We start from the raw sequence: 24,817 nt of genomic DNA on the forward strand, positions 1-24,817 counted from the left end.
CGCGACCGAGTGTATCAGCAAAGTCCTAAAAATACGTTTGAGATCTTTCTGTCAGGAAGTGCGCGAAATCTGCCCTTGGAAAAGGCGTCTCAGGATCGCAGAAGGAAACCGCCGTGCACACCTTGCATGTGCACGGCGTCGATGACTCAGGGCGTCGAGCCTTGTGCGGGCGTGCTGGTACTCGCCGCATTCGTGCTGTCGCCAGGCGGCGGATTGCCCATCGCCTGGAACAGCGCGGCCGTATCCGAGAGACGTGCGCCGCGATAGCGGATCGCATCGAGACTCGCGTTGCGCCACTGCTGCTCGCTCTGCCGCACCGCGTAGTAGGGCACCGCGCCCAGCCCGTAGCGCGCATGGGTCTCGTCGTACACGCCTTGCGCGGTCTGCGCCGAGGTGCTGGCCGCGTCGAGCGCCTGCGCGTCGTGTTCCAGTGCGGCCAGGCGGTCGGCCACGTCCTGGAAGGCTGCCAGCACGGTTTGTTTGTATGACGCGTTGGCGGCGTCATACGACTGGAGTGCCGCGCGGCGCTGCGCGAGCAGGGCGCCGCCGTGAAAGATCGGCTGCGTGAGCGAGGCGCCGATCGCCCAGAGCGCGCCCACGCCCGACGTCGCCACCGGCCAGCTGAAGCCGCCCTGGCCGAGCCCCGCGGAAAGCGTGATGCTCGGGAACATCTGCGCGGTGGCTGCGCCTACGTCGGCGGCGGCAGCGAGCAGTGCTGCGCTGGCTGCCTGGATATCGGGGCGCGTCTTCAGCAGTTCCGACGGCACCACGACCGGCACCTGCTGCGGCAGATGCAAGCTCGCGAGATCGAGATCGGGCGGCGCCTGGTCCGGCGTGCGGCCGAGCAGCACCGCAAGCGCGTGGCGCATCGCCGCCGCCTGCTGTTGCAGCCCGGGCAGATTCGTCGCGAGCGCCGCCGCACTCTGCTGGGCGTTGAGCACGTCGGTATGCGAGACAGCGCCTAGCGCATAGCGCTTTTGCAGATCGTCGGCTTGCGCATTGGCGATGGCGATGAGCCGCTGCGTCGTGTCGATCTGCGCATGCAGCGTGGCCACGCCTAGCGCGCTCGCGACGATATTCGCGGCCAGCGCGCGGCGCGCCGCCTCGTACTGGAACGCCTGCATGTTCACGCGCGAGGCGAGCGCCTCGTTGTTCAGCCGCGAAGCGCCGAAGATATCGAAGGAGTAATGCACCTCGACGAGGCCCGCGAACACGTCGTAGTGAAGCTTGTCGATGCCCAGTTGCGGAATGCCGGGCGCGCGCTGGCGCTGCGCGGTGCCGATCGCATCGACGGTCGGCAACAACGTGCTGCCGATCTGGCCGCGCAACTGCTCGCGCGCGCCTTGCAGGCTGTGATCGGCGGCGGCGAGATTCGGGCTGTTCGCGAGGCCTTCCTCGACCAGCGCATCGAGCGCGGGCGAGTCAAACTGCGTCCACCACTGCGGCACCGGCTGCGCGCCGACTGCGAACTGCTGGGCGACGCCTTGCGCAGCCACCGTCTGCTCCGGCTGCGGGGCGGCGCCGTAATGCGCGGGTTCAGGCATCGCGGGCGGGGTGCCAGCCGGGCCCCATGCGCAGCCGCTCATGAACAGGACCGCGAGCGCAGCCGTGCAGGCGGCACGCACACGCGTAGTTGGCCAAGCGAAGGGTTTCATCGGCGCGGCGTGATTCGTGATGCTCATGATGCGTTCTCCGCGTTGGGGCGCGCCGCATCGCTTTCGCTGCTGCGCACGCGGAACGCCGCTGCATAGAGCGCGGGCAGGAAGAACAGCGTGAGCACCGTCGCGCTGGTGATGCCGCCCATCAGCGCCGTGGCCATCGGCCCGAAGAAGTTCGAGCGCACCAGCGGAATCAGGGCGAGCACGGCGGCGGCGGCCGTCAGGATGATCGGACGGAAGCGCCGCACGGTCGCACCAACGATCGCGTCGAAGCGTTTGTGCCCGGCGCGGATGTCACTCTCGATCTGGTCCACGAGAATCACGGAGTTACGCATTATGATGCCGAACATGGCAATCACGCCGAGCAGCGCGACGAAGCCAAACGGCTCGTGAAAGACCAGCAGCGCGATCGCCACGCCGATCAGCCCGAGCGGCGCGGTGAGCACGACCATCATCACGCGCGAGAGGCTTTGCAACTGGATCATCAGCAACGTCAGCACGGCGATCATGAGCACGGGCAACTGCGCGAAGATCGACGCCTGGCCTTTCGCGCTTTCCTCGACCGAGCCGCCCACGGCGATGCGATAACCCGTCGGCAGATCGGCGCGGATCGTTTCGAGCTGCTTTTGCAGCGTATGCGTCACGTCGATACCCTGCGCACCGCGCCGCACATCGGCCTGCACGGTGATGGTCGGCTGCCGGTCGCGCGCCCAGATCACGCCATATTCGAGCGTGTTCTCGAGATGGCCGATCGCACCGAGCGGCACCGGGCCGTTCGGCGTCGGCATCGCCAGCGCGAGCATATGGGCCGGATCGACGCGCTCGCTAACAGGCGCGCGCAGGTCGACGCTGATGAGCTTGTCGCGCTCGCGGTACTGCGTGACCGTGTAGCCCGAGTAGGTCATTTGGAGGAAATTGGCGACGTCCTGCGAAGAGATATTGAGCGCGCGGGCCTTCTGCTGGTCGATCGCGAAGTGCAGTGAGCGCTCGGCCGGTTCGTCCCAGTCGAAGTTGACGTTCTCGGTGCGCGAGTCGGCGCGCATCAGCTTCGCCACGCGATCGGCAATGCCGCGCACGGTGGCGATATCGTCGCCGCTCACGCGGAACTGCACGGGATAGCCCACGGGCGGGCCGTTTTCGAGCCGCGAGAGGCGCGTGCGAATCGCCGGGAAGTCGTTGCGCAATTTCGTTTCCAGCCAGTCGGCCAGCTTCTCGCGATCTTCGACCGACTTCGCGGTAATGACGAACTGCGCGAAATTGGGCTGCTGCAATTTCTGGTCGAGCGGCAGATAGAAACGCGGCGCGCCGGTGCCGACGAAGTCGATCGAATGGTCGATTTCCGGACGGCCCTTGAGCGCATCTTCGAGCCGCTTCGTCTGGCGCAGCGTGGCGTCGAACGATGCACCCTCGGGCAGACGCACGTCCACGAGCAATTCGGGCCGGTCGGAACTCGGGAAGAACTGCTGGGGAATCAGCGTGAAGCCCGCGAGCGCGATGAAAAACAGCACGACGGTCACAACGAGCACGACGATGTGACGCTCGATGCACCAGCCCACCCAGCCGCGCAGGCGGTGATAGAAGCGGGTGTCGTAGATATCGTCTTCGTGATGCTCGCCGGGCGCGGCATTCGGATCGGGTTTGCGCTCGGGCAGCAGGCGATAGCCGAGCAGGGGAATCAGCACAACGGCGGCAAACCACGAGGCAATCAGCGCGATCGCCGACACCTGGAAAATCGAGCGCGTGTATTCGCCGGTGCTCGATTTTGCGAGCACGATGGGCAGGAAACCGGACACCGTGACCAGCGTGCCGGTGAGCATCGGAAACGCCGTGCTCGTATAGGCGAACGCGGCGGCGCGCGTGCGGTTCCAGCCCTGCGCGAGCTTCACGGCCATCATCTCGACGGAGATGATGGCGTCGTCCACCAGCAGGCCGAGTGCGAGCACCAGCGTGCCGAGCGAGACCTTGTGCAAGCCGATATCGAACAGATACATCACGAGCGAGGTGATGGCGAGCACGATCGGAATCGTGATGACCACGACCATGCCGGTACGCACGCCGAGCGACACGAGACTCACGACCAGCACGATGCCAACCGCTTCGGCCACGGCTTCGACGAAGTCGTCCACCGAGTGCGAGACCGCGTCGGGCATGCTCGACACTTCCACGAGCTTCAGACCCGCGGGCAACTCGCGGCGCAACTGGTCCACGCGTTCATCGAGCGCCTTGCCAAGCCGGATCACGTCGCCGCCCGGCTGCATGGTGATGCCGACGCCGAGCACGGCCTTGCCCTGGAAGCGCATCTGCGTCGCGAGCGGGTCGTCGTAGCCGCGCCGGATCGTGGCGACATCGCCTAGCCGGAAACTGCGGCCGTTCACGCTGATGAGCGTGTCGGCCAGCGCCTTGAGGTCGGTGAACTGGCCGCTCGGGCGTACGAACACGCGGTCGTCGGCGGTGGTGAGCGTGCCGGCCGCCGCAACGCTATTCTGCGCGCCGATCGCCTGACCGATCTGGGTCGGCGAGATGCCGAGGCGCGTGAGCTGCGCGTTGGCGATCTCCACATAGACACGCTGGTTCGGGTCGCCGAAGTAATCGACCTTGCCGACGTCCTTCACGCGCAGCAATTCTTCGCGCAGGTTGTCGGCGTAGTCGCGCAGTTGGGCGGGCGAGAAACCGTCGCCTTCGAGCGCGTAGATATTGGTGTAGACGTCGCCGAACTCGTCGTTGAAGAACGGACCTTGCACGCCTTGCGGCAGCATCGGCGCGATATCGCCGACTTTCTTGCGCACCTGATACCAGGTCTCACGCACCTCGGAAGCCGGGGCCGAGTCCTTCATCGTGAAGAACACCAGCGATTCGCCGGGGCGCGAGTAGCTGCGCATATAGTCGATGTACGGCGTCTCCTGCAACTTGCGGCCGATGCGGGTCGTGACTTCGTCCTCGACCTGGCGCGCGCTCGCGCCCGGCCAGAAGGTCTGGATCACCATCACGCGAAACGTGAAGGGCGGATCTTCGGACTGCGAAAGACGTGTGTACGAGAGCGCGCCGAAGATCGTCGCCAGCGCGATCACAAACGTCACCAGCGCGCGGTGGCGTAGCGCCCAGGCCGAAAGATTGAAGCGGCCCTCGTCGTGATCGGCGCCGGGGCCGTGGTCGAGGTTGGGGTCCTCGCGATCGCTCATGACGCGAAGTCCTCGGGATGCAGCGGCGCGACCGGGCGCACCTTCTCGCCCACGCTGACCGTGTGCACGCCTTGCAGCACGATGCGATCGCCATCCTTGAGACCGTCCGTGACCGTAATGGTGCGCGCGTCGTAGCGCGACACGCTGATACGGCGCAGTTGCAGCACGTTGTCCGCGCCTTGCACGATCCAGAGCGCGGGTGCGTTGCCGTCGTGGAAGAGGGCGGTGGCGGGGATCGTGAACGCGCTGGTTGCCGTGCCTGCTGTGCCATTAGCCGTCGCGCTGGAGGCGAGGGCGATGTTGGCCGTCATGCCCAGGCGCACATCGGCGTCCGGATGTTCGAGCGTGAGCTTCACGCGCCAGGTGCGGCTTTGCGGATCGGCCGCCGCGCCCAGTTCGCGCACTTTAGCCGTATAACTGCGGCCAGGCAGCGCGGGCAGCGTGACTTGCGCGGTGTCGCCGGGATGCAGTCCAACGATGGCGTTTTCCGGCAGATCGCTCGCCACGTCCACCTCGCCGGTCCAGGCGAGTTGATAGACGGCCTGGCCGGCCTGCACGTTCTGGCCGGTATCGGCGTTCTCGGCGGTGATGACGCCCGCGTGATCGGCGACGAGCTGGGTATAGCGACGCTGATCCTGGGCGAGCGCAAGCTGCTGCTTCGCCTGGTCGCGCTGTGCGACGGCCGATGCATAAGCGTCCTGGGTCTGCTCGAACTGCGCGCGCGCGATCAGGTTGGCCTGCGCCTGGGCCGTGTCGCGGTCGAGTTGCTGTTTCGCGAACACGTAGCGATGCTGCGCAGCGTCGTACTGTGCCTGGGCGCTCGCGGCGTTCTTGTCGTAATCGCCGGCATCGAGGCGCGCGAGCACCTGGCCGGGCTTGACGGCATCACCCAGGCGCACGTTGCGCTCGATGATCTTGCCGTTCACGCGGAACGATAAGGGCGTGCTATTGCGCGCCTGCACTTCGCCCGGGTAGGTGCTGGAGGGACCACTCTGATCCGGATGCACGATCATCGATACGACCGGGCGAGGGTCGAGCGCCGCTTCCTTTTGCTTGCCGCATGCGGCGAGGCCGGCGAGGGCGCAAAACGCGACGGTACCCATCAGGCGCACCAGCCTCGGCGCGGGGGACTTCGACGGCGGAATTTCGACGACAGCTCTGGACTGACTGCGCACCCTGCTCGATGCGCCACGACCGCAACGATTCACATAGACCTCGACACGCTTGGAACGCACGCGCGCCGGGCCCGCGCGCGCGTATCGCTCGCGCCGGGCCTGTCGCGCCGCCGCTGAGTCCGCCCGCTCGCCTGAAAAGGGCCTGCGGGGCGCGGGGCGCGTGGATGTCTCCTCCTTCGTGCACCGTCCGGTCTCAGATCTTCTTGTGAATTCTAATACAGTGGTGTATCTGAATACATGAATGAATCCGAGGAAAGATTCAGTGCTAGACTCCCGCTACCATCGATCCATGCCGACGGCATAATCGCGGCAGAAAAAACTCTATTCCCACACCGTTCCGCCATGACGCGCCAAGCCACTCCGCGCACCCGACTCACCCGCGAGCAGAGCCGCGACCAGACGCGCGAGCGCCTGCTCGATGCCGCTCGGGCGCTGTTCATGACCAAGGGCTTCGTGAGCGCGAGCGTGGAAGACATCGCGCAGGAAGCCGGCTACACGCGCGGCGCGTTCTATTCGAATTTCGAAAGCAAGGCCGAGCTGATGGTGGAATTGCTGCGGCGCGATCATGAGGCGATGGAAGTGGATCTGCGCGCGATTTTCGAGACCACCGCGTCGCGCGAGGTCATGGAGGCGCGCGTGCTCGCCTTCTACAGCCGTCTGCCGCAGGACAACAAGATGTTCCTGCTGTGGGTGGAGGCCAAACTGCTTGCGGCGCGCGATGCGCGTTTTCGCACACGCTTTAACGCTTTCATGAAGGAAAAACGCGAGCGCCTCGCAGCCTATATCGAGGAATTCTCGGCGCGCGTGGGCACGCCGCTGGCGATCGCGCCGGATCTGATGGCGCTCGGCCTGATGGGACTGTGCGACGGCGTGCAATTCCTGGCCACGGCCGATCCGCAGCATGTGACGCCGCAGGTGGTGGAAGACGTGCTTGGCCGCTTCTTCGCGCGCGTGGTGTTCGGCCGCGACGCCTGAACCGTACGCGCGACGGGCCTCAGATACCGAGGCCAGGACCGTAGTTGCTGCCGATAAGACTCGTGACTGAAGCGACGTCGCGATAGTCCTGCTCTGGCATCCCATCGAGGATCGCGAGCACCTCGTTGCTCGCGCCGGCATTACGGGCCGCCTCTACGAGATCGTCCTTATTCGCGGGCCAGCGCACTTCGCGCAACACGTCGGAGAACTGGAGGTCGATGGGCTCTTCGGGGACGGACATGCGCAATATCCTCGGCGCGGCGAGCGCGTTTAGACTGAAATTGGGCGGAAACCAGAATGGAAAGGCATTAACGGCCCCTGGAGGCCGTTGGCGTCGCCGCTCAAGCATACACAAACCCTGCGCCGCGCCGCCGTTGCGTGCACAACGGACAGCGGGGTGGGGGAAGCACGACGACGTTCAGGTCTGCTGATGCAGATCCGGGCTTAGCGTGCGATCCAGCCTGTGCGACTTCGGCAGCGTCAGGTACTGCCAATGCTGCACGCCCGTTGCGCTCGGCACTTCGGGCGCGGGCGGCGCCACCGGCACGTCAGCCATGGGCGAACGCACTGCCGTCACAGGGGCGCTGGCACGGTCGATCTGGGCGTCCTGCGTGCGCACCGGTGCAGCGAAGCACGATGCCGACAACAGCACAGTGGTCAACAGCGTCGAGGTTTTCATTGCTCGACCTCCTTTCCTCATGCGGCCCGAGGGTCGCAGCAAGTGCCGTGCCGTGGCGGTCAGGCTGACCGGACGAGGCAGGGCGGCCGCGAGCAGGAAGTCGCCAGAAAACAGCGCAAGCTGCGCGGCTCACCGCCTGGCGTGCGGGGAAAGCGGCCGACAGGGCCAAAAACACCGCCTGTCAGTGCGCACGCGCGAGCGAGAATTCCATAATGGCAGCAAATGCGGTCACACGTCTCGAACGCGCGTGCTTTTTTGATTTATCACAGGAAATCAATAACCTACGCGTCGAATCTGGCCCCTCATCGCTCCGGCGTCATGCGCTGATACGCATCGAGTAGCGAAGTCTTGTAGACGACCCCAGCCAGCCGCGGCTGCTGCGCACTTTCGATCACGGGCAGACGCTCGCCCTGGAACGACATGAAGTGCTGCAGCGCCACCGCGAGCGGCATATCGGGCGTCAGCACGTCGAACGATGCCTTGAGGTAATCGCAGGCGTGTTTGTTCGAGGTGTCGCGTTTCTGGAGCAGATCGTTGGTGATATCCGCCAGCGCGACCGCGCCCAGAAAGCGCCCCGTTTCGTCGGTGACGTAAAGATATTTCACCGGATATTCGAGGAACACACGCGTCATGTCCGCCACGGTCGCGTCGGCGCGCACGACGGTGTCTGCGGGCCGGATCAGCTCGCGCATCTGTGTGGCGCGCAGGCGCAGACGCTCGGCCTCTTCCCGGTTGCGATGCAGGGTGATTTCATACATCGACTTCGTGCCCGTCGCGCGCGCCACGAAATAAGCCACGACACACGAAAGCATCAGCGGCAACACCACCTGATAGCTCAGCGTCATCTCGAAGATCATCAGGATCGCCATGAGCGGGGCCTGGGTCGCGCCCGCGAGAAACGCGCCCATGCCGACCATCGCATAGGCGAACGGCGCCGAGGTACCGTGCGGCCACAGCGCGTGCATGCCCTGACCGAACAGGCAGCCCAGCACCGCGCCCATGAAAAGCGTCGGCGTGAAGACGCCGCCTACCGCGCCCGAGCCCACCGTCGCGGCCGTCGCGACCAGCTTGAAGACCAGCACGGTGGCCAGCGCCGTCCAAGTCCAGGGCGAATGCAGGATCGAGTTCACGACGCTATAGCCGTTGCCCCACACTTCGGGCGTCCACACAGAGAGCACGCCGCAGACGAGCCCGCCCAGCGCGAGCTTCGCGGGCAGCGGCAGCTTGAGGCGGCCGAATCCCGCCTTCGTCACGTCGAGCAAGGCGAGAAAACGCGGCGCAAGCACGCCGCACAGGATGCCGAGCGCGACGAACAGCAGCACCTCGACGCCCGTGACGGGCGGAAACACCGGCATCTCGTACGGCGGCTTGTAGCCGGCGAACTCGCGCATGGTGATGTTGGCCACCACCGAGGCGACGACGATCGGCCCGAAGCTCTCCATGACAATCGCGCCCAGCACGATCTCGGTCACGAAGAATGCGCCCGCGATCGGCGCGTTATAGGCCGACGTGATACCGGCCGCGGCGCCGCAGGCCACCAGCAGGCGCAGTCGCTGCGGATCGAAGTGAACCCAGCGGCCGATCAGCGAGGCGGCGAGTGCGGCGAGTTGGACCATCGGCCCTTCGCGGCCGATCGAGCCGCCGCTCGCAATCGTGAATAGCGACGAGACGCTGCGCCACAGGCTCTTGCCGACCGGCATGACGCCGTCGCCGATCGCCACGGCTTCCACGTAGTCGGTGTGGATCGGCTTGTTGCCGCCGCCTTGCGAACTGCGACGGCCCATCAGCAACAGACACCCCGCGACGAAACCACCCGCGGCGGGTAACCAGATGCGCGTGTGCCAGGGCAGACGCCGCGCCATCTCGACGAAGCTGCCCTCGCTGCCGGTGAAGAGAATCTGCAAATGCGCGATGCCTTCGCGAAAGAGGACGGTCGCAAATGCCCCGGCCACGCCGACGATCACCGACCAGATCAGCATCGTGTGAGCGTCGGAGAGGCGAAAGAGGTCGCGGGCGCGGGTGCGCAGTTTCAGCAGGAATGACAGCACGGCAGGCGGGCAGGTTGATCGGTTGAGGAAAGCCGCACGCGCAAAGCGTGCGGCGTGAGCGGTGCAGGCAAAGGAAAACGCAAAGCCGCGGCGCGCCAGACGGCGGCCGCTCGAATCGTTGGGTGACGCAGTGCGCCGACGCGCAGCCGCGAATTCAGCGTACCGCGCGATCGAGTTCCGGATAGTGGCGGAAGATCCCGGTCTCGTTGAACGCCAGCCGTCGCTCCGACTTGAGATACGCCGCGATGTTCGGTCGCCCGGCCACGGCGTCGTGCAGCGCGACCACATGCGGATAATGGTCGGCGAAATGCTTCGTCGCTTTTGGAAACGCGTAGCGCAGGCCCTCGACGATCTGAAAAATCGACAGATCGACATAGCTGAGCGTCCGGCCGACCATGTGCTGTGGGCCATCGGGATTCTGCGCGAGCACGCGCTCGAAATAGCTCATGAACTTCGGGATGCGATGCTGGATGAAGTCCTTCGAGCGCGCCTTCGCCTCGTCCTTCTGGTCTTCGTAGTAAAGGCCGCTGGCGATCGGATGATGAGTGTCGTGCACCTCGGTCACGAGGTCCGCGATCGTCAGTTGCAGGCCGTTCGCAACGATGCGCAGCCTCTCGTCGCGCGGCGCGAGATTCAGCTTCGGGCCGAGATAGAACAGGATGTTCGCCACGTGCGGCACGATCAGCTCGCCGTCCTTGAGAAAGGGCGGCGCGTAGGGCGGATACGGCCCCTCGCTCTCGAGTTCGGCCATCATCGCGCCGATCCCTTGTCCTTCCGACTTCTCGCCGCGCGCGACATCCACATAGGGCGCACCGGCTTCCTCCAGCGCGAGCCGCACGAATTCGCCGCGTCCTTGCAGGCCGTCCCAGTAATACAGTTCGTATGCCATCGGTCGTCCCCTTGATCGGATCGGACAGTATGGGCCGCAACCGCCGCGCCTGGTTGCTGCGTGCCGGGCGCTCGACCGGGCCCGCAGAATCCTGCGCGGAAACGCAAAAAGCCCCGCCTGGGGCGGGGCAAACGACCGGGCGAACCGGTACGTCTCTCAAGCGATGTTTTACGCGGTCTCGGGCCGCTAGACGTCGTGACATTCGCAATCTCAGCCGAACAGGCGTTGCACACCCCAGGTGATCGCGAGGCCGCCGAACACCAGCCACACGTAGAGAATGAAACCCGTGGTCAGCGCACGCGGACCGGCCTGGCGAATCTGCGAAACCCGCGTTTCGATACCCAGCGCCGTCATGGCCATGGTCAGCGCAAAGGTGTCGAGCAGGTTGAGCGTCGAGGTGGTCGCTTCCGGCAGCACGTGCAGCGAATTCACCACTACGAGCGCAAGGAAGCCGAGCGCGAACCAGGGTACCGCGAGCTTGCGTGCGCCTTGTTGCGCGTTACCGCCTTGCTTTGCGCTGCGCGCCGAGCGGTTGAGCCACACGCCGAGCGCCAGCAGCACCGGCACGAGCAGCATCACGCGGGTCATCTTGACGATGGTGGCGATGTGCGTGGCTTCGGGGCTCACGTTGCTCGCCGCGCCTACGACCTGCGCGACTTCGTGAATCGTGCCGCCGAAGAAGAGGCCCGCGCCGACGGTGTCGAGGTGCAACCAGCCCGCACGGTAGAGCAGCGGATAAAGAAACATCGAAAGCGTGCCGAACAGCACCACGCTGCCCACCGCCATCGCGCTCTTGTGCGGCTTCGATTGCAGCGTCGATTCGAACGCGAGCACGGCAGCCGCACCACAGATCGCGCTACCGGCGGCCGTGAGAATGGCCGTATCGCGGTCGAGCTTCATGATCTTCATGCCGGCCCAGGTGCCGATCACGAGCGTGCTGACGACGATCGTCACCGATTCGACGAGGCCCGGGACGCCCACCTGGGCGATTTCCTGAAGGCTCACACGCAGCCCGAAGAAGGCCACGGCGATGCGCAACAACTTGCGCGCGGAGAAGTTGACGCCGGCCGCCCAGCTTTCGGGCATCGTGTCGGGCAGCAGATTGCCGTAGATCGCCCCGGCGACGATGCCGACGATCAGCGGGCTCAGGCCCAGATTGGCGATCGCGGGCAGGGCCGCGAGGCGGGTGACGGCGAAGGCGAACAGCGCGACGAACAGCACGCCGTTGATCTGGCCGCGTGTCGAGAGCGACGGGTGCGCAAGCGTGGACGACGGAGTGGACATGGCAGTGGGTGTTCCGATCTGGTACGAATGTGCTAATCCTAATTTAGATATAACGATATGAAAAATCGTCATTTGCGAAGTAGAATATAAGTCAACCCTATAGTTCATCGCGATGACCCCGGAACAACTGATAACGTTCGCCGCCGTTGCCGAGCACCGCAATATCAGCCGCGCGGCGCTCGCGCTGCATCTGTCGCAACCCGCCGTCTCGGGGCAGCTACGGCTGCTTCAGGAGGAGTTCGGCGAGCCGCTGTATCTGCGCGACGGGCGCGGCGTGCGCCTCACGCCCACTGGCGAGCAACTGGCCGCTTACGCAGAGCGTCTGCGCGAGCACTGGCGCGACGCGCTGGCCTTTCGCGACGCGCTGCGCGGCCTCGAGCGCGGCACGCTCCGTATTGGCGCGAGCACGACGCCCGCGAGCTACCGGCTGCCGTATCTGGTGGCGGCATTTCATCGGCGTTATCCGGACGTGAAGCTGGAAACGATGAGCGGCAATACCGCCGACGTCGTGGCGATGCTCGGCGAACTGGATATCGCGCTGGTGGAAGGGCCCGTGGGCGCGCAACTGCCCGCCGATTGCGCGGTGCATCCGTGGCACGAGGACGAGATCGTGGCGATCGTGCCGCGCGGCCACGTTCTCGCGTCGTCGACAGAATCCGGTGCAGCAAGCTCGCCCGACACGCAGCGCTGCGACCTTTCCGCGTTCGCCGACCAGCCGCTCGTGCTGCGCGAAGACGGCTCGGGCGTGCGGCAACTGGTCGAGCGTGCCTTCGCGCGCGCGGCCGTGCCGATGCGCGTCGCCCTTGAGATCGCGGGCGTGGAGGGCGTCAAGGAGGCGGTGCGCGCGGGCATGGGGATAGGCTTCGTCTCGGCGATGTCGATGCGTCACGAGGACGGCGCCTTGCGGCAAGTCCGCATCGGGCCCGAGCCGCTCGCGCGGCGGTTTTCGATCGTGGTGCCGCATGCGGGCGCGGCTTCGCGCGTCGCCCAACGGTTTCTCGAGCTTTGCCTGCTCGATGCGCCGGGCGAGGGCGCCAACGGGCAGGACAACCCGGCGGTCGGAACAAGGTTCCCGCCTTGATTTAGGGGATTTCCACAATGGCGCCGGCCGCTGGGTCGGCGCAACATGCCGCCATTAATGAGGTCGAACAAGCGCGAAGGCGCTTTTTTTCGACCCCGATTTGGAACCGGTTCCAAGCTATTTTCAGGCATTGATAACCGGCAGTAACAGGAACATGACGATGGCGGAAGTAGCAATTGTGGCGAGCGCGTTCGGCGCGGGATCGATCTGGCGCGACGGCCACGCGGCGTGGTTCGGCGCGACGAAAGTAGCAGGTGCCTGCGCGTTCGAGGTACGGCGCGAGCTGATGCATGACGCCGATGCGCAACCCGGCGCGCTGCGCGCACTCGGCACAGCGCTTGCGGCTTCGGGCCTGTGGCCCGTCTGGTCGACGCCCGACACGCTCTACGGCGACGATGGCGCGCTCAACGAGGCCGCATTGCGCGAGGCTGTCGATTGCGGCCGCGCGCTGGGCGCGCGTTTCGTCAAATTCCAGCTCGGTGGTTTCGCGGGCGACGCACACGTCGCGCGGCTCGCAACGGTTCTCGAAGAACTCGGCGTGAAGGGGCAAGCGGGGCAAGACGGGCACGGCCCGCGCGTGGTGGTCGAAAACGGCCAGCTCGAACAGGGCGGCAAACTCGCACAGTTCACCGCGTTGTTCCGCGCACTGCGCGCGGCAGGCGAGGACAAGCTGATCGGCATGACCTTCGATATCGGCAACTGGCAGTGGACCGGCGAGGCCCCGCTGATGGCGGCCGTCGCGCTCGCGCCGCATGTCGAATACATCCATTGCAAGGCGGTCGAGGGCGAGGGCGCGCGACGCTTCGCCTGTGCGCCCGCCGCCGACGATCCGCTGTGCCGCGCCGCGCTTGCGCGCCTGCCGTCGGACGTGCCGCGCGGCATCGAGTTTCCGTTCGTCGAAGCACGCGTGCACGAAGACGCCGCGCGCTACGTGGCGTGGCTCGCCGCAGCCTGACGCCCCTCCGGTCACTAAAACGCTCGCGCCCCCGAATTCACTTTTTGCAGGAACGCATTCCATGACGCATTCACTCGATGTCATCACCTACGGCGAGGCCATGGCGATGTTCGTGGCCGCCGAAACCGGCGCGCTCGCCGACGTCGCGCATTTCACGAAGCGCGCCGCGGGCGCGGAGCTCAACGTGGCGACGGGCCTCGCGCGTCTGGGCTTCAAGGTGGGCTGGATGAGCCGCGTCGGCGACGATTCGTTCGGCCGCTTCGTGCGCGGCGTGCTCGCGCAGGAAGGCATCGACGCGCAGTGCGTCGAGACCGACGCGCGCTATCCCACCGGCTTCCAGCTCAAGTCGAAGACCGACGACGGCAGCGATCCCGCGGTCGAATACTTCCGTCGCGGCTCGGCGGCAAGCCACCTGTCGATCGGCGACTTCAAGCGCGGCTACGTGCTGGGCGCGCGCCATCTGCACCTGAGCGGCGTGGCGCCCGCGATTTCCGCGACCTCGTGCGAACTCGCCTTCCTGCTCGCGCGCGAGATGCGCGAAGCGGGCCGCACGATCAGCTTCGATCCGAATCTGCGCCCCACGCTCTGGGGCTCGGAAGCGGAGATGGTCGCGACGCTCAACGAACTCGCGCGCTTCGCCGACTGGGTGCTGCCGGGCGTCAACGAAGGCCGCATCCTCACGGGCTCCGACGATCCCGAGTTGATCGCACGTTTCTATCTGGAACGCGGCGCGCGCGGCGTGATCGTCAAGCTGGGCGCTGAAGGCGCGTACTTCGAAACCCACACGGGCGAGCGCGGCCACGTAGCCGCGCAGCGCGTGGAGAAGGTGGTCGATACGGTTGGCGCGGGCGATGGCTTCGCTGTGGGCGTGGTGAGCGCGCTGCTCGAAGGGCGAGCGCTACCGGATGCCGTGGCGCGCGGCAACCGCATCGGCGCGCTCGCGGTGCAGGTGATCGGCGACTCGGAAGGGCTGCCCACGCGCGCGCAACTCGACGCGCTCGAAGCCCAGAACATCAGCACGACCCAGGCCGCCGCCTGAGCAGGACTCAAGCAAGAAGGGCGCGCGGGTGGGGAACACCCGCTGCGCCCGACATTCAAGCCGCTTTGCAAGAAATGGCACGAGGTTCGACGACCGCACGTGCTGCCGACAGGAGACACCGATGACCTCAACCTCGCTTGCCCCACGCCGCTGGTGGGCGATCATGCCGATCGTGTTCATCACGTACAGCCTCGCCTATCTCGACCGTGCGAACTACGGCTTCGCGGCGGCGGCGGGCATCAACCGCGATCTGGGGATCAGCCCCGCGCTGTCCTCGTTGATCGGCGCGCTGTTCTTTCTCGGCTACTTCTTCTTCCAGCTCCCAGGCGCGGTCTATGCCGAGCGCCGCAGCGTGCGCAAGCTCGTGTTCGTGAGCCTCCTGCTGTGGGGCGGTTGCGCCTCGCTCACGGGCGTCGTCAGCAACATTCCTTCGCTGATGGTGATCCGCTTCGTGCTCGGTGTCGTGGAAGCGGCGGTGATGCCGGCGATGCTCATCTACATCAGCAACTGGTTCACGAAGAGCGAGCGCTCGCGCGCCAATACCTTCCTGATCCTCGGCAATCCCGTCACGGTGCTGTGGATGTCGGTGGTGTCGGGCTATCTGGTGCATAGCTATGGCTGGCGCCATATGTTCATCGCCGAGGGTGTGCCCGCGGTGGTGTGGGCCGCGTGCTGGTGGCTGCTGGTGCGCGACAAACCCGCGCAGGTCAGCTGGCTCTCGAACGACGAAAAGCGTGCTCTCGACGCCGCTTTCCGTGCCGAGCAAGCCGCGATCAAGCCGGTCAAGAACTATGCCGAAGCGTTCCGCTCGCCCGCCGTGATCCTGTTGTGCGCGCAATATTTCTGCTGGAGCATCGGCGTCTACGGTTTCGTGCTCTGGTTGCCGTCGATCGTGAAGAACGGCTCGGCGCTCGGCATGGTCGAAACGGGCTGGCTCTCGGCAATGCCGTATCTCGCTGCTACCATCGCGATGCTCGGCGCCTCGTGGGCCTCGGACAAGCTCAACAATCGACGCGCCTTCGTGTGGCCGTTCCTGTTGATCGGCGCGATGGCGTTCGCGGGATCGTACGCACTCGGCACGACGCACTTCTGGACCTCGTACGCGTTGCTGGTGGTGGCGGGCGCGGCGATGTACGCGCCGTATGGTCCGTTCTTCGCGATCGTGCCGGAACTGCTGCCGAAGAACGTCTCCGGCGGGGCGATGGCGCTGATCAACAGCATGGGCGCGCTCGGCTCGTTCGTGGGCTCGTACGTGGTCGGCTACCTGAATGGCGCGACCGGCACACCTGCGGCATCCTACGCGTTCATGAGCGCGGCGCTGCTGGTCTCGGTGGGACTCACGCTCGCCGTGAAGCCGCGCCGCGACGATGCCCCTGGCTATGCCGCGCACGCGCATGGAAAATAACGCATCTGAATCGAACAGAAACAACGGAAACAGCGGACCTATGAAGCAGAAAATCGTTGCCTACAAGACCTTGCCCGCCGATGTCGCCGAGTATCTGCGCGAGCATGCCGAAGTCGTGTTCGTCGACGGAAGCGACACGGCAGCGTTCAGCGCCGCGCTCAAGGATGCCGACGGCGCGATCGGCGCGAGCATCAAGATCACGCCGTCGATGCTCGACGGCACGCGCATCAAGGCGCTGTCGACCATTTCGGTGGGCTTCGACCAGTTCGACGTGCCCGACCTCACGCAGCGCGGCATCGTGCTCGCGCACACGCCCGATGTGCTCACGGAATCGACCGCCGACACCGTGTTCTCGCTGATCCTCGCGAGCGCGCGCCGCGTGGTGGAACTCGCGGAGTGGGTCAAGGCCGGTCAGTGGAAAGCGAGCATCGGCCCGACGCACTTCGGCGTGGATGTGCAGGGCAAGACGCTCGGCATCGTCGGCCTCGGGCGCATTGGCGGCGCGGTGGCGCGACGCGCGGCGCTCGGCTTCAACATGCAGGTGCTCTACACGAACCGCAGCCCCAACGAGACGGCCGAGCGCGAGTACGGCGCACGCCGCGTCGAACTCGACGAACTGCTCGCGGTCTCGGACTTCGTCTGCCTGCAGGTGCCACTCACCGAGGCCACGCGCCACATGATCGGCGCGGAGCAATTCGCGAAGATGAAGAAGAGCGCGATCCTCATCAACGCTTCGCGTGGCGCGACCGTCGACGAAAAGGCGCTGATCGCGGCGCTCGAAGCGGGCACGATTCACGGTGCGGGTCTCGATGTGTTCGAGCAGGAGCCGATCGACCCGGCTTCGCCGCTCTTGCGCATGCCGAACGTGGTGGCGCTGCCGCACATCGGCTCGGCTACGCACGAAACACGTCACGCGATGGCGCTCTGCGCGGCGGAGAACCTCGTCGCGGCGCTCGCGGGCACGCTGCGCACCAACATCGTCAACCGCGAGGTGATCGCGCAATGACGCTGGGGTCGAGCGGCCCGGCCGCTGAAACCCCCGCGCGCCGCGCGACGATCAGCGACGTCGCGCGCGAGGCGGGCACCGGCAAGACCAGCATCTCACGCTATCTGAACGGCGAATTGTCGGTGCTGTCGCCGGACCTGCGCGCGCGCATCGAAGCGGCCATCGAACGGCTGGACTACCGTCCTAACCAGATGGCGCGTGGGCTCAAGCGCGGACGCAACCGGCTGCTCGGCCTGTTGCTCGCGGACCTCGCCAATCCGTATTCGGTCGAAGTGCTGCAAGGCGTGGAAGAGGCCTGTCACGCGCTCGGTTATATGCCGCTCATTTGCCACGCCGCGAATGAAGTCGATATGGAGCGACGCTACCTGCAACTGCTCACGACGTATCGTGTGGAAGGGGTGATCGTCAACGCTCTGGGAGTGCGCGAGTCGATGCTCAAGCCTGTGGGCAGCGGCGGCATTCCGGCGGTACTGGTCGACCGCACGGTCGATGGCCTCGACGCCGACATGGTCGGCCTCGACAATGCGGCTGCCGTGCGCCAGGGCGTGCAGCATCTGATCGAGCGCGGCTACGATGATCTGGTGTTCGTCGTGCAACCGTTCGAGCACGTGAGCTCGCGGCGCGAGCGCGAGGCGGCGTTTCGCGCGGCCGCGCAAGGTCTCGCGGTCCATGTCGCATCGAATACGCACGTGCTCGATCTGCGCGAGGAAGCGGGCATCGCGGCTTCGCTCGCGGCGCTCGACACCCATCTGGCCGATGCGGCAAAGCGTGGCGCACGCTGCGCGCTGTTCGCGGCCAACGCGCCGGTCGCGCTGCGCCTCGCGCTGCATCTGAAGGCGACGCTCGGCGCGCAATGGCAGCAACAGGTCGCGCTGCTCGCCATCGACGACCCCGAATGGGCCGAACTCGCGGGCATCACCACGATCCGCCAGCCCACGCGCGAGATCGGCTATCGCGCCGTCGAGTTCCTGCACGAGCGTATTGAAGGCGCGGCGCCTGCCGCGCGCGCGGCAGCGTTTCCCGGCGAGCTGGTGGTGCGGGCGTCGACGCTGGGGTAACTCAGGACAACGTGCTGGCGAGCGTCCAGCCAGGGTGACACGCGCAGCCGAGGCTGCGCGATCGGCCCGTTTTCTGCGATGATGCGGGCTGCGGCGTGCGACTTGGATGATTTTGCTCGCATGCCGGACGTCTCAAGGAACCCCATGCACGTAGATCCGGTCACGCTTGTCTGCCTCTCTCTCGCGACGCTTTTCGTCGCCGTTCTGCCGATTTCCCTCTATCGCCGCCTGCGCCGGTCGTTCCGCTTCGACTGGCGCGACACCATCGCCGGGATCGCCGTGTTCGCGCTGTTCGCCACCGTGGTCGAGCGCGCGCTCAACGGTTTCGTGCTGCACGACAATGCGGCGACAGCGGATCTGCTGACCAATCCCATCGCGTTCGTGATCTATGGCGCGCTCGCGGCCGGCGTGTGCGAGGAAGTAGGGCGCTACATCGCCATGCGCATGCTCGCGCGGCGCGGCGGGCGTCTGCCCAACACCCCCCAGGACAGCACGGGGCTCGCGTATGGCATTGGCCACGGCGGCGCGGAGGCGTGGTTTGTCGGCGTGCTGGTGCAGCTTCAGTGGATCTTCTTCGCGGTGCTCGCCAATCGCGGCGGGCTCGACGAGCACTTGAGCAATCTCACGATGGATTCGGTGCTGCGCGTGCATCTGATCCTCGCCTCGCTGTCGCCGCTCCATGCGGGCGTGTTCGCGCTGGAGCGCACGGCGGCGTTCGTGTTCCAGATCGGGCTGTCGGTCATGATGTGGCGCGGCGTGCAGGCCGGGCGCAAGGCGATTCTGCCGATCGCCATCGTCGTGCATGCGCTCATCGACGTGCCTGCGGCGATGTTCCAGGCGCGCCTCGTGCCGCTCGTGGCCGTCGATGCGCTGTATGTGTCGCTCGCGATCGTGGCGGGTATCGTGCTGTTCAAGACCTGCGCCCCGCGCCGCAGCGAGCCTCGCGCGGCGTGAAGTGGCCTGATGCCGCCTGAATCTGCCTGAGTCGGCTTAAGCCTCGCCAGGATTCTCCAATTCCGGCCGCTACGGCACTGGCGCCGCGGCGGCCGCTCGGGTACGCTTCGGCGCTATCTCGAATCATCCTTATTTCCGGGCATCCGAGCGATGGAAGACTATCTGTTTGAATGTGCGAGTGCCGATATCGAGCAACTCGCACGCGTGATCGCCGATCTGTTCCCCGAGCAGACGCGATTTGCCGAACAACCCGCCGAAAACGGCTCGCCGTTGCTGGTCGTGCACTGGGTGGCGATGCGCATGGGCGCGGCCGCGCGCCGTATGACGCTCACGGTGGCGATCGCACCGGCGGCGCTGGCGCGCTATCGGGCGTTGCCCGCGCGCCTGCGCGGTCGCAGTTTCGCCGTGCTGCGCGCTTATGTGGAAGCGACGATCGGCTCGCTCGAAGAGCAGCACGCGAAAGGCGAGGAGACGCCACGCGACGTCACACTCGATTTCGACGAGGAATTTGCCTGAGGGCGGCGCGGGCATGACGCGGGCGCGTACGCCCGCGTCATCGAACTCGATCAGCTCGATCGGTTCAATCGGCCAGCCGATACACTTTCGCGAAACGCGCGGCCTTCACCACGCCATAGTCGCCGGGCGCGTACTGCATGACCCAGTCTCCAGCTACACCGCTAAGGCGGTCGCCGCCGGCCGAGCGCACGATCGTGAACGGCTCGTCCATGCGTCTGGCGAGCACGACGCTCGGGCGGTTGCGATAGGCGCCCGCCTCGCCATGTGCAAGCGCCGCATCGGCGGGCAGATACTTCGGATCGAAGCGTTCGCGCGAGACAACCCAGCGCTCGCCCGTGGCGCCGGTAATGATGGCGTCGCCCGGCGCGTAGCGGTTCGGGCCTTCGAGGCTCATCAGTTCGCCCGGCGCAGCGGCAAATTCGACGGTGACGGTTTCGTCCTTGACCACGCGTTGCGCGGCAGGATCGGCGGCGAGGTCGAGTTGGGTCAGTTCGATCATGGTGGTAGTGGCGGACTTGTGCCTGAAAAGGCATCGATTGCGTATCGTTGCATATCGACGCGAAAAACTGCCTGAAATATAGGCTCAAGCTTCAGCCAATACAAACCGGCAACACAAAAGCAAGACGGCCGGGCAATCGTGCCCGGCCGTCTTGCGGTCCGCTAGCGTACCTTGAAATCGCGCGCCGCGCGAGCGGCGCTTGGGGCTAGCCCTTACTGCGCAGCCGGTGCGCTTGCGGCGTCACCCGTCGCGGCAGCCGGCGCCTTGGCCTTCGGCTTCGCCTTGTGCTTCGGATGCGCTTCACCCTTCGCGCCGTGATCCGGGTGGCGGAAGGTCGTGTCCGCCAGCTTCTTCTGTTCCGGCGAGAAGCTCGTGTAGAGCGGCTCGAAGGCCGTCACGAGCTTCTGCATGTCGTCGGCGTGGGCCTGGGTGATCTGGGCGTACTGCTTCATATCGTCGAGCGCGTTACGCTGCGCTTCGCCTTCCACGCGCTGCTTGTAGAGATCAGCCATGGTCTGGCCGTTGCTGCGCATCACGTCGGCGAACGTCTTCCATTGCGGCTCCTGCTCGGCCGTGATTTTCAGCGCCGAATGCAGATAGGTGATGCGTTCTTCCACGCGTTGCTGATGCTGTGCGGCGCGCACATCGGCGCTCGATGCCGCGGCGGCGGCAGTGGTGGCGGCCGGTGCTGCGGTCTGCGCGACGGCGCCTTGCGCGAAGGCGGCGCTCATCGTGAGCGTGGCGGCAAGGATGACGAAAGCTTTCTTCATTGTTGCTCCTTGGATCTTCATTTCGTAGCTGATTTGTAGCTGCTTCGTAGCGAGTAGGTGCGCAAGACCAATCGGTCCAATCGGTTGCAGGCGATATTAGTACCACGTTATCGCGTCAATTCGACGGAGATGCGACAACTGCTTACAAACGAAACGCTCAGAAATAAGCTGAAACAGGTCACGTTGGGGGCGCTATGCGCGCGCGATAATGGCGCGATTCATCCCTGCTCCGGAGACCGCCCTACGATGAGACCACCACGCCTCGACCAACTCGATGACCTCGATCGCAGCCTCGTTGCGCTGCTTCAGGAAAACGCGCGCGAGAGCGTGGCGAATCTCGCGCGTCAGCTGGGTGTCGCGCGGACCACGGTGCTCTCACGCATCGAGCGACTCGAGCGCTCGCAGGTGATCGCGGGGTACGGCGTGCGCCTCGGCCAGGATGTGCTCGATGCGAGCCTTCAGGCGTGGGTCGGTCTGATCATCGCACCGCGTCACGGGCCCGATGTGCAAAAGCGTCTGGGCAAGATGCCCGAGGTGCAATTGCTCTGCGCAGTGAGCGGCGAATACGACTACGTTGCATGGCTTCGCGCTGGTTCGCCGGAGCGCCTGAACGAACTGCTGGACCAGATCGGCGGCATGCAGGGCGTCGAGCGCACGACGACCTCGATCGTGCTCGCCCGCAAGGTCGATCGCGGCACGGTAACGGGCTGATCCCCGTTGCCGGAACGACCGCCGTTTACGCGTTTTTTACCTGTTTTCGTCATTCTGACTAAAACCATCGTCGAAATGACGAAATTCGACGTCGAACCGCATCATTTTATGCCTATGATCTGATTTTGCACCTCCCTAGACTGTAGCCAGACGGGCGCGGCATGGCCCCTGACCACAAAACACGAAAAGGAGATGCAAGATGAAAGTCGCGATTGCAGGCGCCGGCCTGATCGGCCACACCATTGCACACATGCTGCGGGAAACCGGGGACTACGAAGTGGCCGCGCTCGACCGCGACGCGCGTGCGCTCGAAGGGCTCGCCGCGCAAGGCATCCCCACCGTGCGCGTCGATTCCGCCGATGCCGCTGCGCTACGGGGCGCACTCGAAGGCTATGACGTGCTCGTCAACGCGCTGCCGTATTACCTCGCGGTGAACGTGGCGTCGGCGGCGAAGGGCGCGGGCGTTCACTACTTCGATCTGACCGAGGACGTGCGCGCGACCCATGCGATCCGCGCGCTTGCCGAGGGCGCCGATCACGCCTTCATGCCGCAATGCGGTCTCGCGCCGGGTTTCATCGGACTCGCTGCGCATGCGCTCGCGAGCCGCTTCACGGAAATCCGCGAAGTGAAGATGCGCGTCGGCGCGCTGCCGCAGTTCCCCACCAACGCGCTCAAGTACAACCTCACCTGGAGCGTGGACGGTCTCATCAACGAATACTGCCAGCCCTGCGAGGCGATTCGCGATAGCCGCACGCAGTGGGTGCAGCCGCTCGAAGGTCTGGAGCATTTTTCGCTCGATGGCGTGGAGTACGAAGCATTCAATACCTCGGGGGGGCTGGGCACGCTCTGCGAGACGCTTGCGGGCCGCGTGGAATCGCTCGACTACAAGTCGGTGCGCTACCCGGGCCATCGCGCGCTGATGCAATTCCTGCTCGAAGATCTGCGTCTGTCCAGCGACCGCGACGTGCTCAAGTCGATCATGCGCCGCGCGATTCCTTCGACCGAGCAGGATGTCGTGCTGATCTTCATGACCGTCACGGGCATGCGTCACGGCCAGCTCGTGCAGGAAGTGTTCACGCGCAAGATCTTCGCGAAGACGGTGTGCGGCGTGCCGATGAGCGCGATCCAGATCACCACGGCGGGCGCGATGTGCGCGGTGCTCGATCTGTTCCGTGAAAAGCGTCTGCCGCAGGCGGGCTTCGTGCGTCAGGAGCAGGTGTCGCTGGAGGCGTTCCTTGCGAACCGCTTCGGTCAGGTCTATGAGGGCGCGACGCTCGATGCGCGTGCGCCGGTCGCGACAGCCGCCGTGGTGTAAGGCGGCGGTTTCAGTCTGCCCGCGCAAGCCGCTCTACGAGCGCGTCGTAATCGGCTTCGCTGGGCGCGCTCGTATCGAACACGATGAGGTCGTCCAGTTGCGCGCCTTCGGGTTCGAAGCGACGCTGGCGATAGTCGTCCCAGTGCGCGAGCTTCCAGGCATCGTCGGGATGGGCGCGCTCGACGATGCGCCGGTGCGCCGTTTGCTCGGCGGCGCGCACCCAGACCACGGCGAGCGTCACGTCATCCGCCACACCCAGCCAGCTTCGATCGAGCAGACGCCGTTCGCGCACCTCGCGCGACAACGGCCCGACCACGAGCACGCTCACGCCGAGCGCCAGATTCTCGCGCGCGGTATCGAGCAAGCCCTGATACTCGGGGTCACGCAGATGACGAAGAAAAAGCGGACTGTCGCGATCGTGCGGATCCTGACCGAGCGCCGTGAGCGTCGCGGCGCTGGTGCGTCCGTAGAGCGTGTCCTTGTCGAGCAGGCAGAACGGTTCGCCGCTCGCGCGGGCAAGCGGGGCGATCAGACGTTTGGCGAGCGAAGTCTTGCCGGTACCGGCGTGGCCGCAGAAAAAAACCAGCCGTGTCACGTAGGCTTGTCCCTTGTCTCACCGGGCTGCGCGCCGTCGTGGCCGTCGAAGAATCTGGCGTTGGCGTCGAGCCACATTACATTGATGATGCCGAAGCCGAGCGCCACGCCAATGCCGAGTATCCACGTGAAGTACCACATCGTCTGCGTCCTCCCTGGATCGACTGGATTATCTGGAACAACGGGATCAAGCGGCGCGATCGTATACCACGATCGTGCGCCAATTCCGCAAGGATATACCATCGCGCAAGGCGTGCCCGCAATGTGCGCCGCCCGGCGCGGCGGCCAGGCCGCGTGCGTATATCATGGGCGCTCGTGGGTCAGCCGTAAAAGATAGACAAAAGCCGCCAGACAAAGCCGACACATAAAAGCGAACCGTCACGAGGGGGAGAGCGCCCATGCCAATGCGCGTTTGCAGAGAGCGTCACCGTGCGCGCCGCAGCGCACTTGCTGTCGCGCTGGTCGCGGCCGCAGCGAGCGTGATCGCGCTGTCGCTAGGCGGCTGCGCCGAGGAAAGCGCGCCGCCCGTACCGTTCAAGGCGGTGCCGCAGGCGCGTGTCGTCAAGCCGGGCTACACCGAGCCGGGCGAAGGGCTCGTCGCCGTGGACGTGAGGCGCGAGCGTATCCGCGACGTCATCGTCAAATTCCGTGATGCGCATGTCTATATCGACGGCGAGGAGGTCAGCGACCTCATGGACGGCGAGCACGTCACGTTCTACCTGAAACCGGGCATTCACCGCATCGGCGTGACGACGCAATTCGATCCCGTCATCGAGCTGCGTTTCGTGGTCGATCCGCGCTACACGAATCTCGCGAGTGTAACGTTCGACAAGGATCATCGGATTGGTATCCGGCGCGTTGCCCGATAGGCCGGCTGCACGCGCCGCCTTCGAGCAGGCGGGGTGCAGAGGCGCATTGCGCTTTCACAACGCTTTCAATTGCAGGCGGCGAGGCGCTCCGCATCGCCCGGCACCACGCTTGCTCGATAGTTTGCGGAACTGCCGCGGCGCGTGAAGGTCGATGCAAC

24 protein-coding genes are annotated in these 24,817 nt (G+C 65.6%); 12 read left to right on the forward strand and 12 right to left on the reverse strand.

Annotated elements, in window-relative coordinates; translation table 11 throughout:
• Positions 1-146 precede the first annotated feature (146 nt).
• The 3 genes from U5782_RS08835 to U5782_RS08845 are packed head-to-tail and all read right to left on the reverse strand — an operon-like array spanning position 147 to position 5,940.
• Positions 147-1,682: an efflux transporter outer membrane subunit gene (locus U5782_RS08835; protein WP_415914275.1), complete on the reverse strand. Its 1,536-nt coding sequence runs from the start codon at positions 1,680-1,682 to the stop codon at positions 147-149.
• Positions 1,679-4,837: an efflux RND transporter permease subunit gene (locus U5782_RS08840; protein ID WP_322043426.1), complete on the reverse strand. Its 3,159-nt coding sequence runs from the start codon at positions 4,835-4,837 to the stop codon at positions 1,679-1,681. The genes U5782_RS08835 and U5782_RS08840 overlap by 4 nt, the downstream gene beginning before the upstream one ends.
• Positions 4,834-5,940 (reverse strand): efflux RND transporter periplasmic adaptor subunit, encoded by a 1,107-nt coding sequence (locus U5782_RS08845; protein WP_322043427.1) that lies wholly within the window; start codon positions 5,938-5,940, stop codon positions 4,834-4,836. Before U5782_RS08845 ends, U5782_RS08840 begins: the two co-directional genes overlap by 4 nt.
• Before the next feature lie 414 nt (positions 5,941-6,354).
• Between U5782_RS08845 and U5782_RS08850 the strand changes: the two genes are divergently transcribed.
• On the forward strand, positions 6,355-6,987 hold the full coding sequence (locus U5782_RS08850) for a TetR/AcrR family transcriptional regulator (protein WP_322043579.1): 633 nt from the start codon (positions 6,355-6,357) through the stop codon (positions 6,985-6,987).
• Positions 6,988-7,006: 19 nt separating this feature from the next.
• Here the strand turns inward: U5782_RS08850 and U5782_RS08855 are convergent, their stop codons facing one another.
• The 5 genes from U5782_RS08855 to U5782_RS08875 all read right to left on the reverse strand — a co-directional run bounded on the left by U5782_RS08855 (position 7,007) and on the right by U5782_RS08875 (position 11,887).
• On the reverse strand, positions 7,007-7,228 hold the full coding sequence (locus tag U5782_RS08855; protein ID WP_322043428.1) for a DUF2795 domain-containing protein: 222 nt from the start codon (positions 7,226-7,228) through the stop codon (positions 7,007-7,009).
• 177 nt (positions 7,229-7,405) lie between these two features.
• Positions 7,406-7,666, reverse strand: a complete 261-nt coding sequence (locus U5782_RS08860; protein WP_322043429.1) for a hypothetical protein — start codon at positions 7,664-7,666, stop codon at positions 7,406-7,408.
• 302 nt (positions 7,667-7,968) lie between these two features.
• Positions 7,969-9,714 carry a ClcB-like voltage-gated chloride channel protein gene (locus U5782_RS08865; protein WP_322043430.1) on the reverse strand — a complete coding sequence of 582 codons (1,746 nt, stop codon included), beginning with the start codon at positions 9,712-9,714 and terminating at the stop codon, positions 7,969-7,971.
• Between the two features lie 154 nt (positions 9,715-9,868).
• Entirely contained in the window at positions 9,869-10,603 is a 735-nt protein-coding gene (locus tag U5782_RS08870; protein WP_322043431.1) for a glutathione S-transferase, read from the reverse strand.
• Between the two features lie 210 nt (positions 10,604-10,813).
• Entirely contained in the window at positions 10,814-11,887 is a 1,074-nt protein-coding gene (locus U5782_RS08875; RefSeq protein WP_322043432.1) for a YeiH family protein, read from the reverse strand.
• A gap of 112 nt (positions 11,888-11,999) precedes the next feature.
• Between U5782_RS08875 and U5782_RS08880 the strand changes: the two genes are divergently transcribed.
• From U5782_RS08880 to U5782_RS08915, 8 genes are all read left to right on the forward strand, one after another.
• On the forward strand, positions 12,000-12,968 hold the full coding sequence (locus U5782_RS08880) for a LysR family transcriptional regulator (RefSeq protein WP_322043433.1): 969 nt from the start codon (positions 12,000-12,002) through the stop codon (positions 12,966-12,968).
• Between the two features lie 160 nt (positions 12,969-13,128).
• Positions 13,129-13,923, forward strand: a complete 795-nt coding sequence (locus U5782_RS08885; RefSeq protein ID WP_322043434.1) for a TIM barrel protein — start codon at positions 13,129-13,131, stop codon at positions 13,921-13,923.
• 61 nt (positions 13,924-13,984) lie between these two features.
• Positions 13,985-14,962, forward strand: coding sequence for a sugar kinase (locus U5782_RS08890; RefSeq protein WP_322043435.1), 978 nt, complete (start codon positions 13,985-13,987; stop codon positions 14,960-14,962).
• A gap of 121 nt (positions 14,963-15,083) precedes the next feature.
• Positions 15,084-16,367 (forward strand): MFS transporter, encoded by a 1,284-nt coding sequence (locus U5782_RS08895; protein WP_322043436.1) that lies wholly within the window; start codon positions 15,084-15,086, stop codon positions 16,365-16,367.
• A 40-nt stretch (positions 16,368-16,407) separates the two neighbouring features.
• Positions 16,408-17,373 (forward strand): D-glycerate dehydrogenase, encoded by a 966-nt coding sequence (locus U5782_RS08900; protein WP_322043437.1) that lies wholly within the window; start codon positions 16,408-16,410, stop codon positions 17,371-17,373.
• A complete protein-coding gene (locus U5782_RS08905) occupies positions 17,370-18,431 on the forward strand; it encodes a substrate-binding domain-containing protein (protein WP_322043438.1) in 1,062 nt (353 codons plus the stop codon). The genes U5782_RS08900 and U5782_RS08905 overlap by 4 nt, the downstream gene beginning before the upstream one ends.
• Positions 18,432-18,575: 144 nt before the next feature.
• Complete coding sequence (locus tag U5782_RS08910) at positions 18,576-19,385, forward strand: YhfC family intramembrane metalloprotease (protein WP_322043439.1); 810 nt, start codon at positions 18,576-18,578, stop codon at positions 19,383-19,385.
• A gap of 150 nt (positions 19,386-19,535) precedes the next feature.
• Positions 19,536-19,901: a DUF3022 domain-containing protein gene (locus U5782_RS08915; RefSeq protein WP_322043440.1), complete on the forward strand. Its 366-nt coding sequence runs from the start codon at positions 19,536-19,538 to the stop codon at positions 19,899-19,901.
• 64 nt (positions 19,902-19,965) lie between these two features.
• On the opposite strand, the gene U5782_RS08920 is transcribed toward U5782_RS08915, so the two are convergent.
• A complete protein-coding gene (locus U5782_RS08920) occupies positions 19,966-20,400 on the reverse strand; it encodes a PGDYG domain-containing protein (protein ID WP_322043441.1) in 435 nt (144 codons plus the stop codon).
• A gap of 212 nt (positions 20,401-20,612) precedes the next feature.
• On the reverse strand, positions 20,613-21,170 hold the full coding sequence (locus U5782_RS08925) for a Spy/CpxP family protein refolding chaperone (protein WP_322043442.1): 558 nt from the start codon (positions 21,168-21,170) through the stop codon (positions 20,613-20,615).
• Positions 21,171-21,416: 246 nt separating this feature from the next.
• Between U5782_RS08925 and U5782_RS08930 the strand changes: the two genes are divergently transcribed.
• Together U5782_RS08930 and U5782_RS08935 are read left to right on the forward strand one after the other, a co-directional pair.
• Positions 21,417-21,881, forward strand: coding sequence for an Lrp/AsnC family transcriptional regulator (locus U5782_RS08930; protein ID WP_322043443.1), 465 nt, complete (start codon positions 21,417-21,419; stop codon positions 21,879-21,881).
• Positions 21,882-22,080: 199 nt separating this feature from the next.
• Complete coding sequence (locus U5782_RS08935) at positions 22,081-23,196, forward strand: saccharopine dehydrogenase family protein (RefSeq protein WP_322043444.1); 1,116 nt, start codon at positions 22,081-22,083, stop codon at positions 23,194-23,196.
• 10 nt (positions 23,197-23,206) lie between these two features.
• On the opposite strand, the gene U5782_RS08940 is transcribed toward U5782_RS08935, so the two are convergent.
• A complete protein-coding gene (locus U5782_RS08940) occupies positions 23,207-23,791 on the reverse strand; it encodes an AAA family ATPase (protein WP_322043445.1) in 585 nt (194 codons plus the stop codon).
• On the reverse strand, positions 23,788-23,931 hold the full coding sequence (gene cydX / locus U5782_RS08945; RefSeq protein WP_322043446.1) for a cytochrome bd-I oxidase subunit CydX: 144 nt from the start codon (positions 23,929-23,931) through the stop codon (positions 23,788-23,790). Before cydX ends, U5782_RS08940 begins: the two co-directional genes overlap by 4 nt.
• A gap of 257 nt (positions 23,932-24,188) precedes the next feature.
• Here cydX and U5782_RS08950 point away from each other — a divergent pair, with 257 nt between their 5' ends.
• Positions 24,189-24,659: a hypothetical protein gene (locus tag U5782_RS08950; protein ID WP_322043447.1), complete on the forward strand. Its 471-nt coding sequence runs from the start codon at positions 24,189-24,191 to the stop codon at positions 24,657-24,659.
• Positions 24,660-24,817 lie beyond the last annotated feature (158 nt).

Source organism: Paraburkholderia sp. J67 (genome assembly GCF_905220265.1).
Lineage (GTDB): Bacteria > Pseudomonadota > Gammaproteobacteria > Burkholderiales > Burkholderiaceae > Paraburkholderia.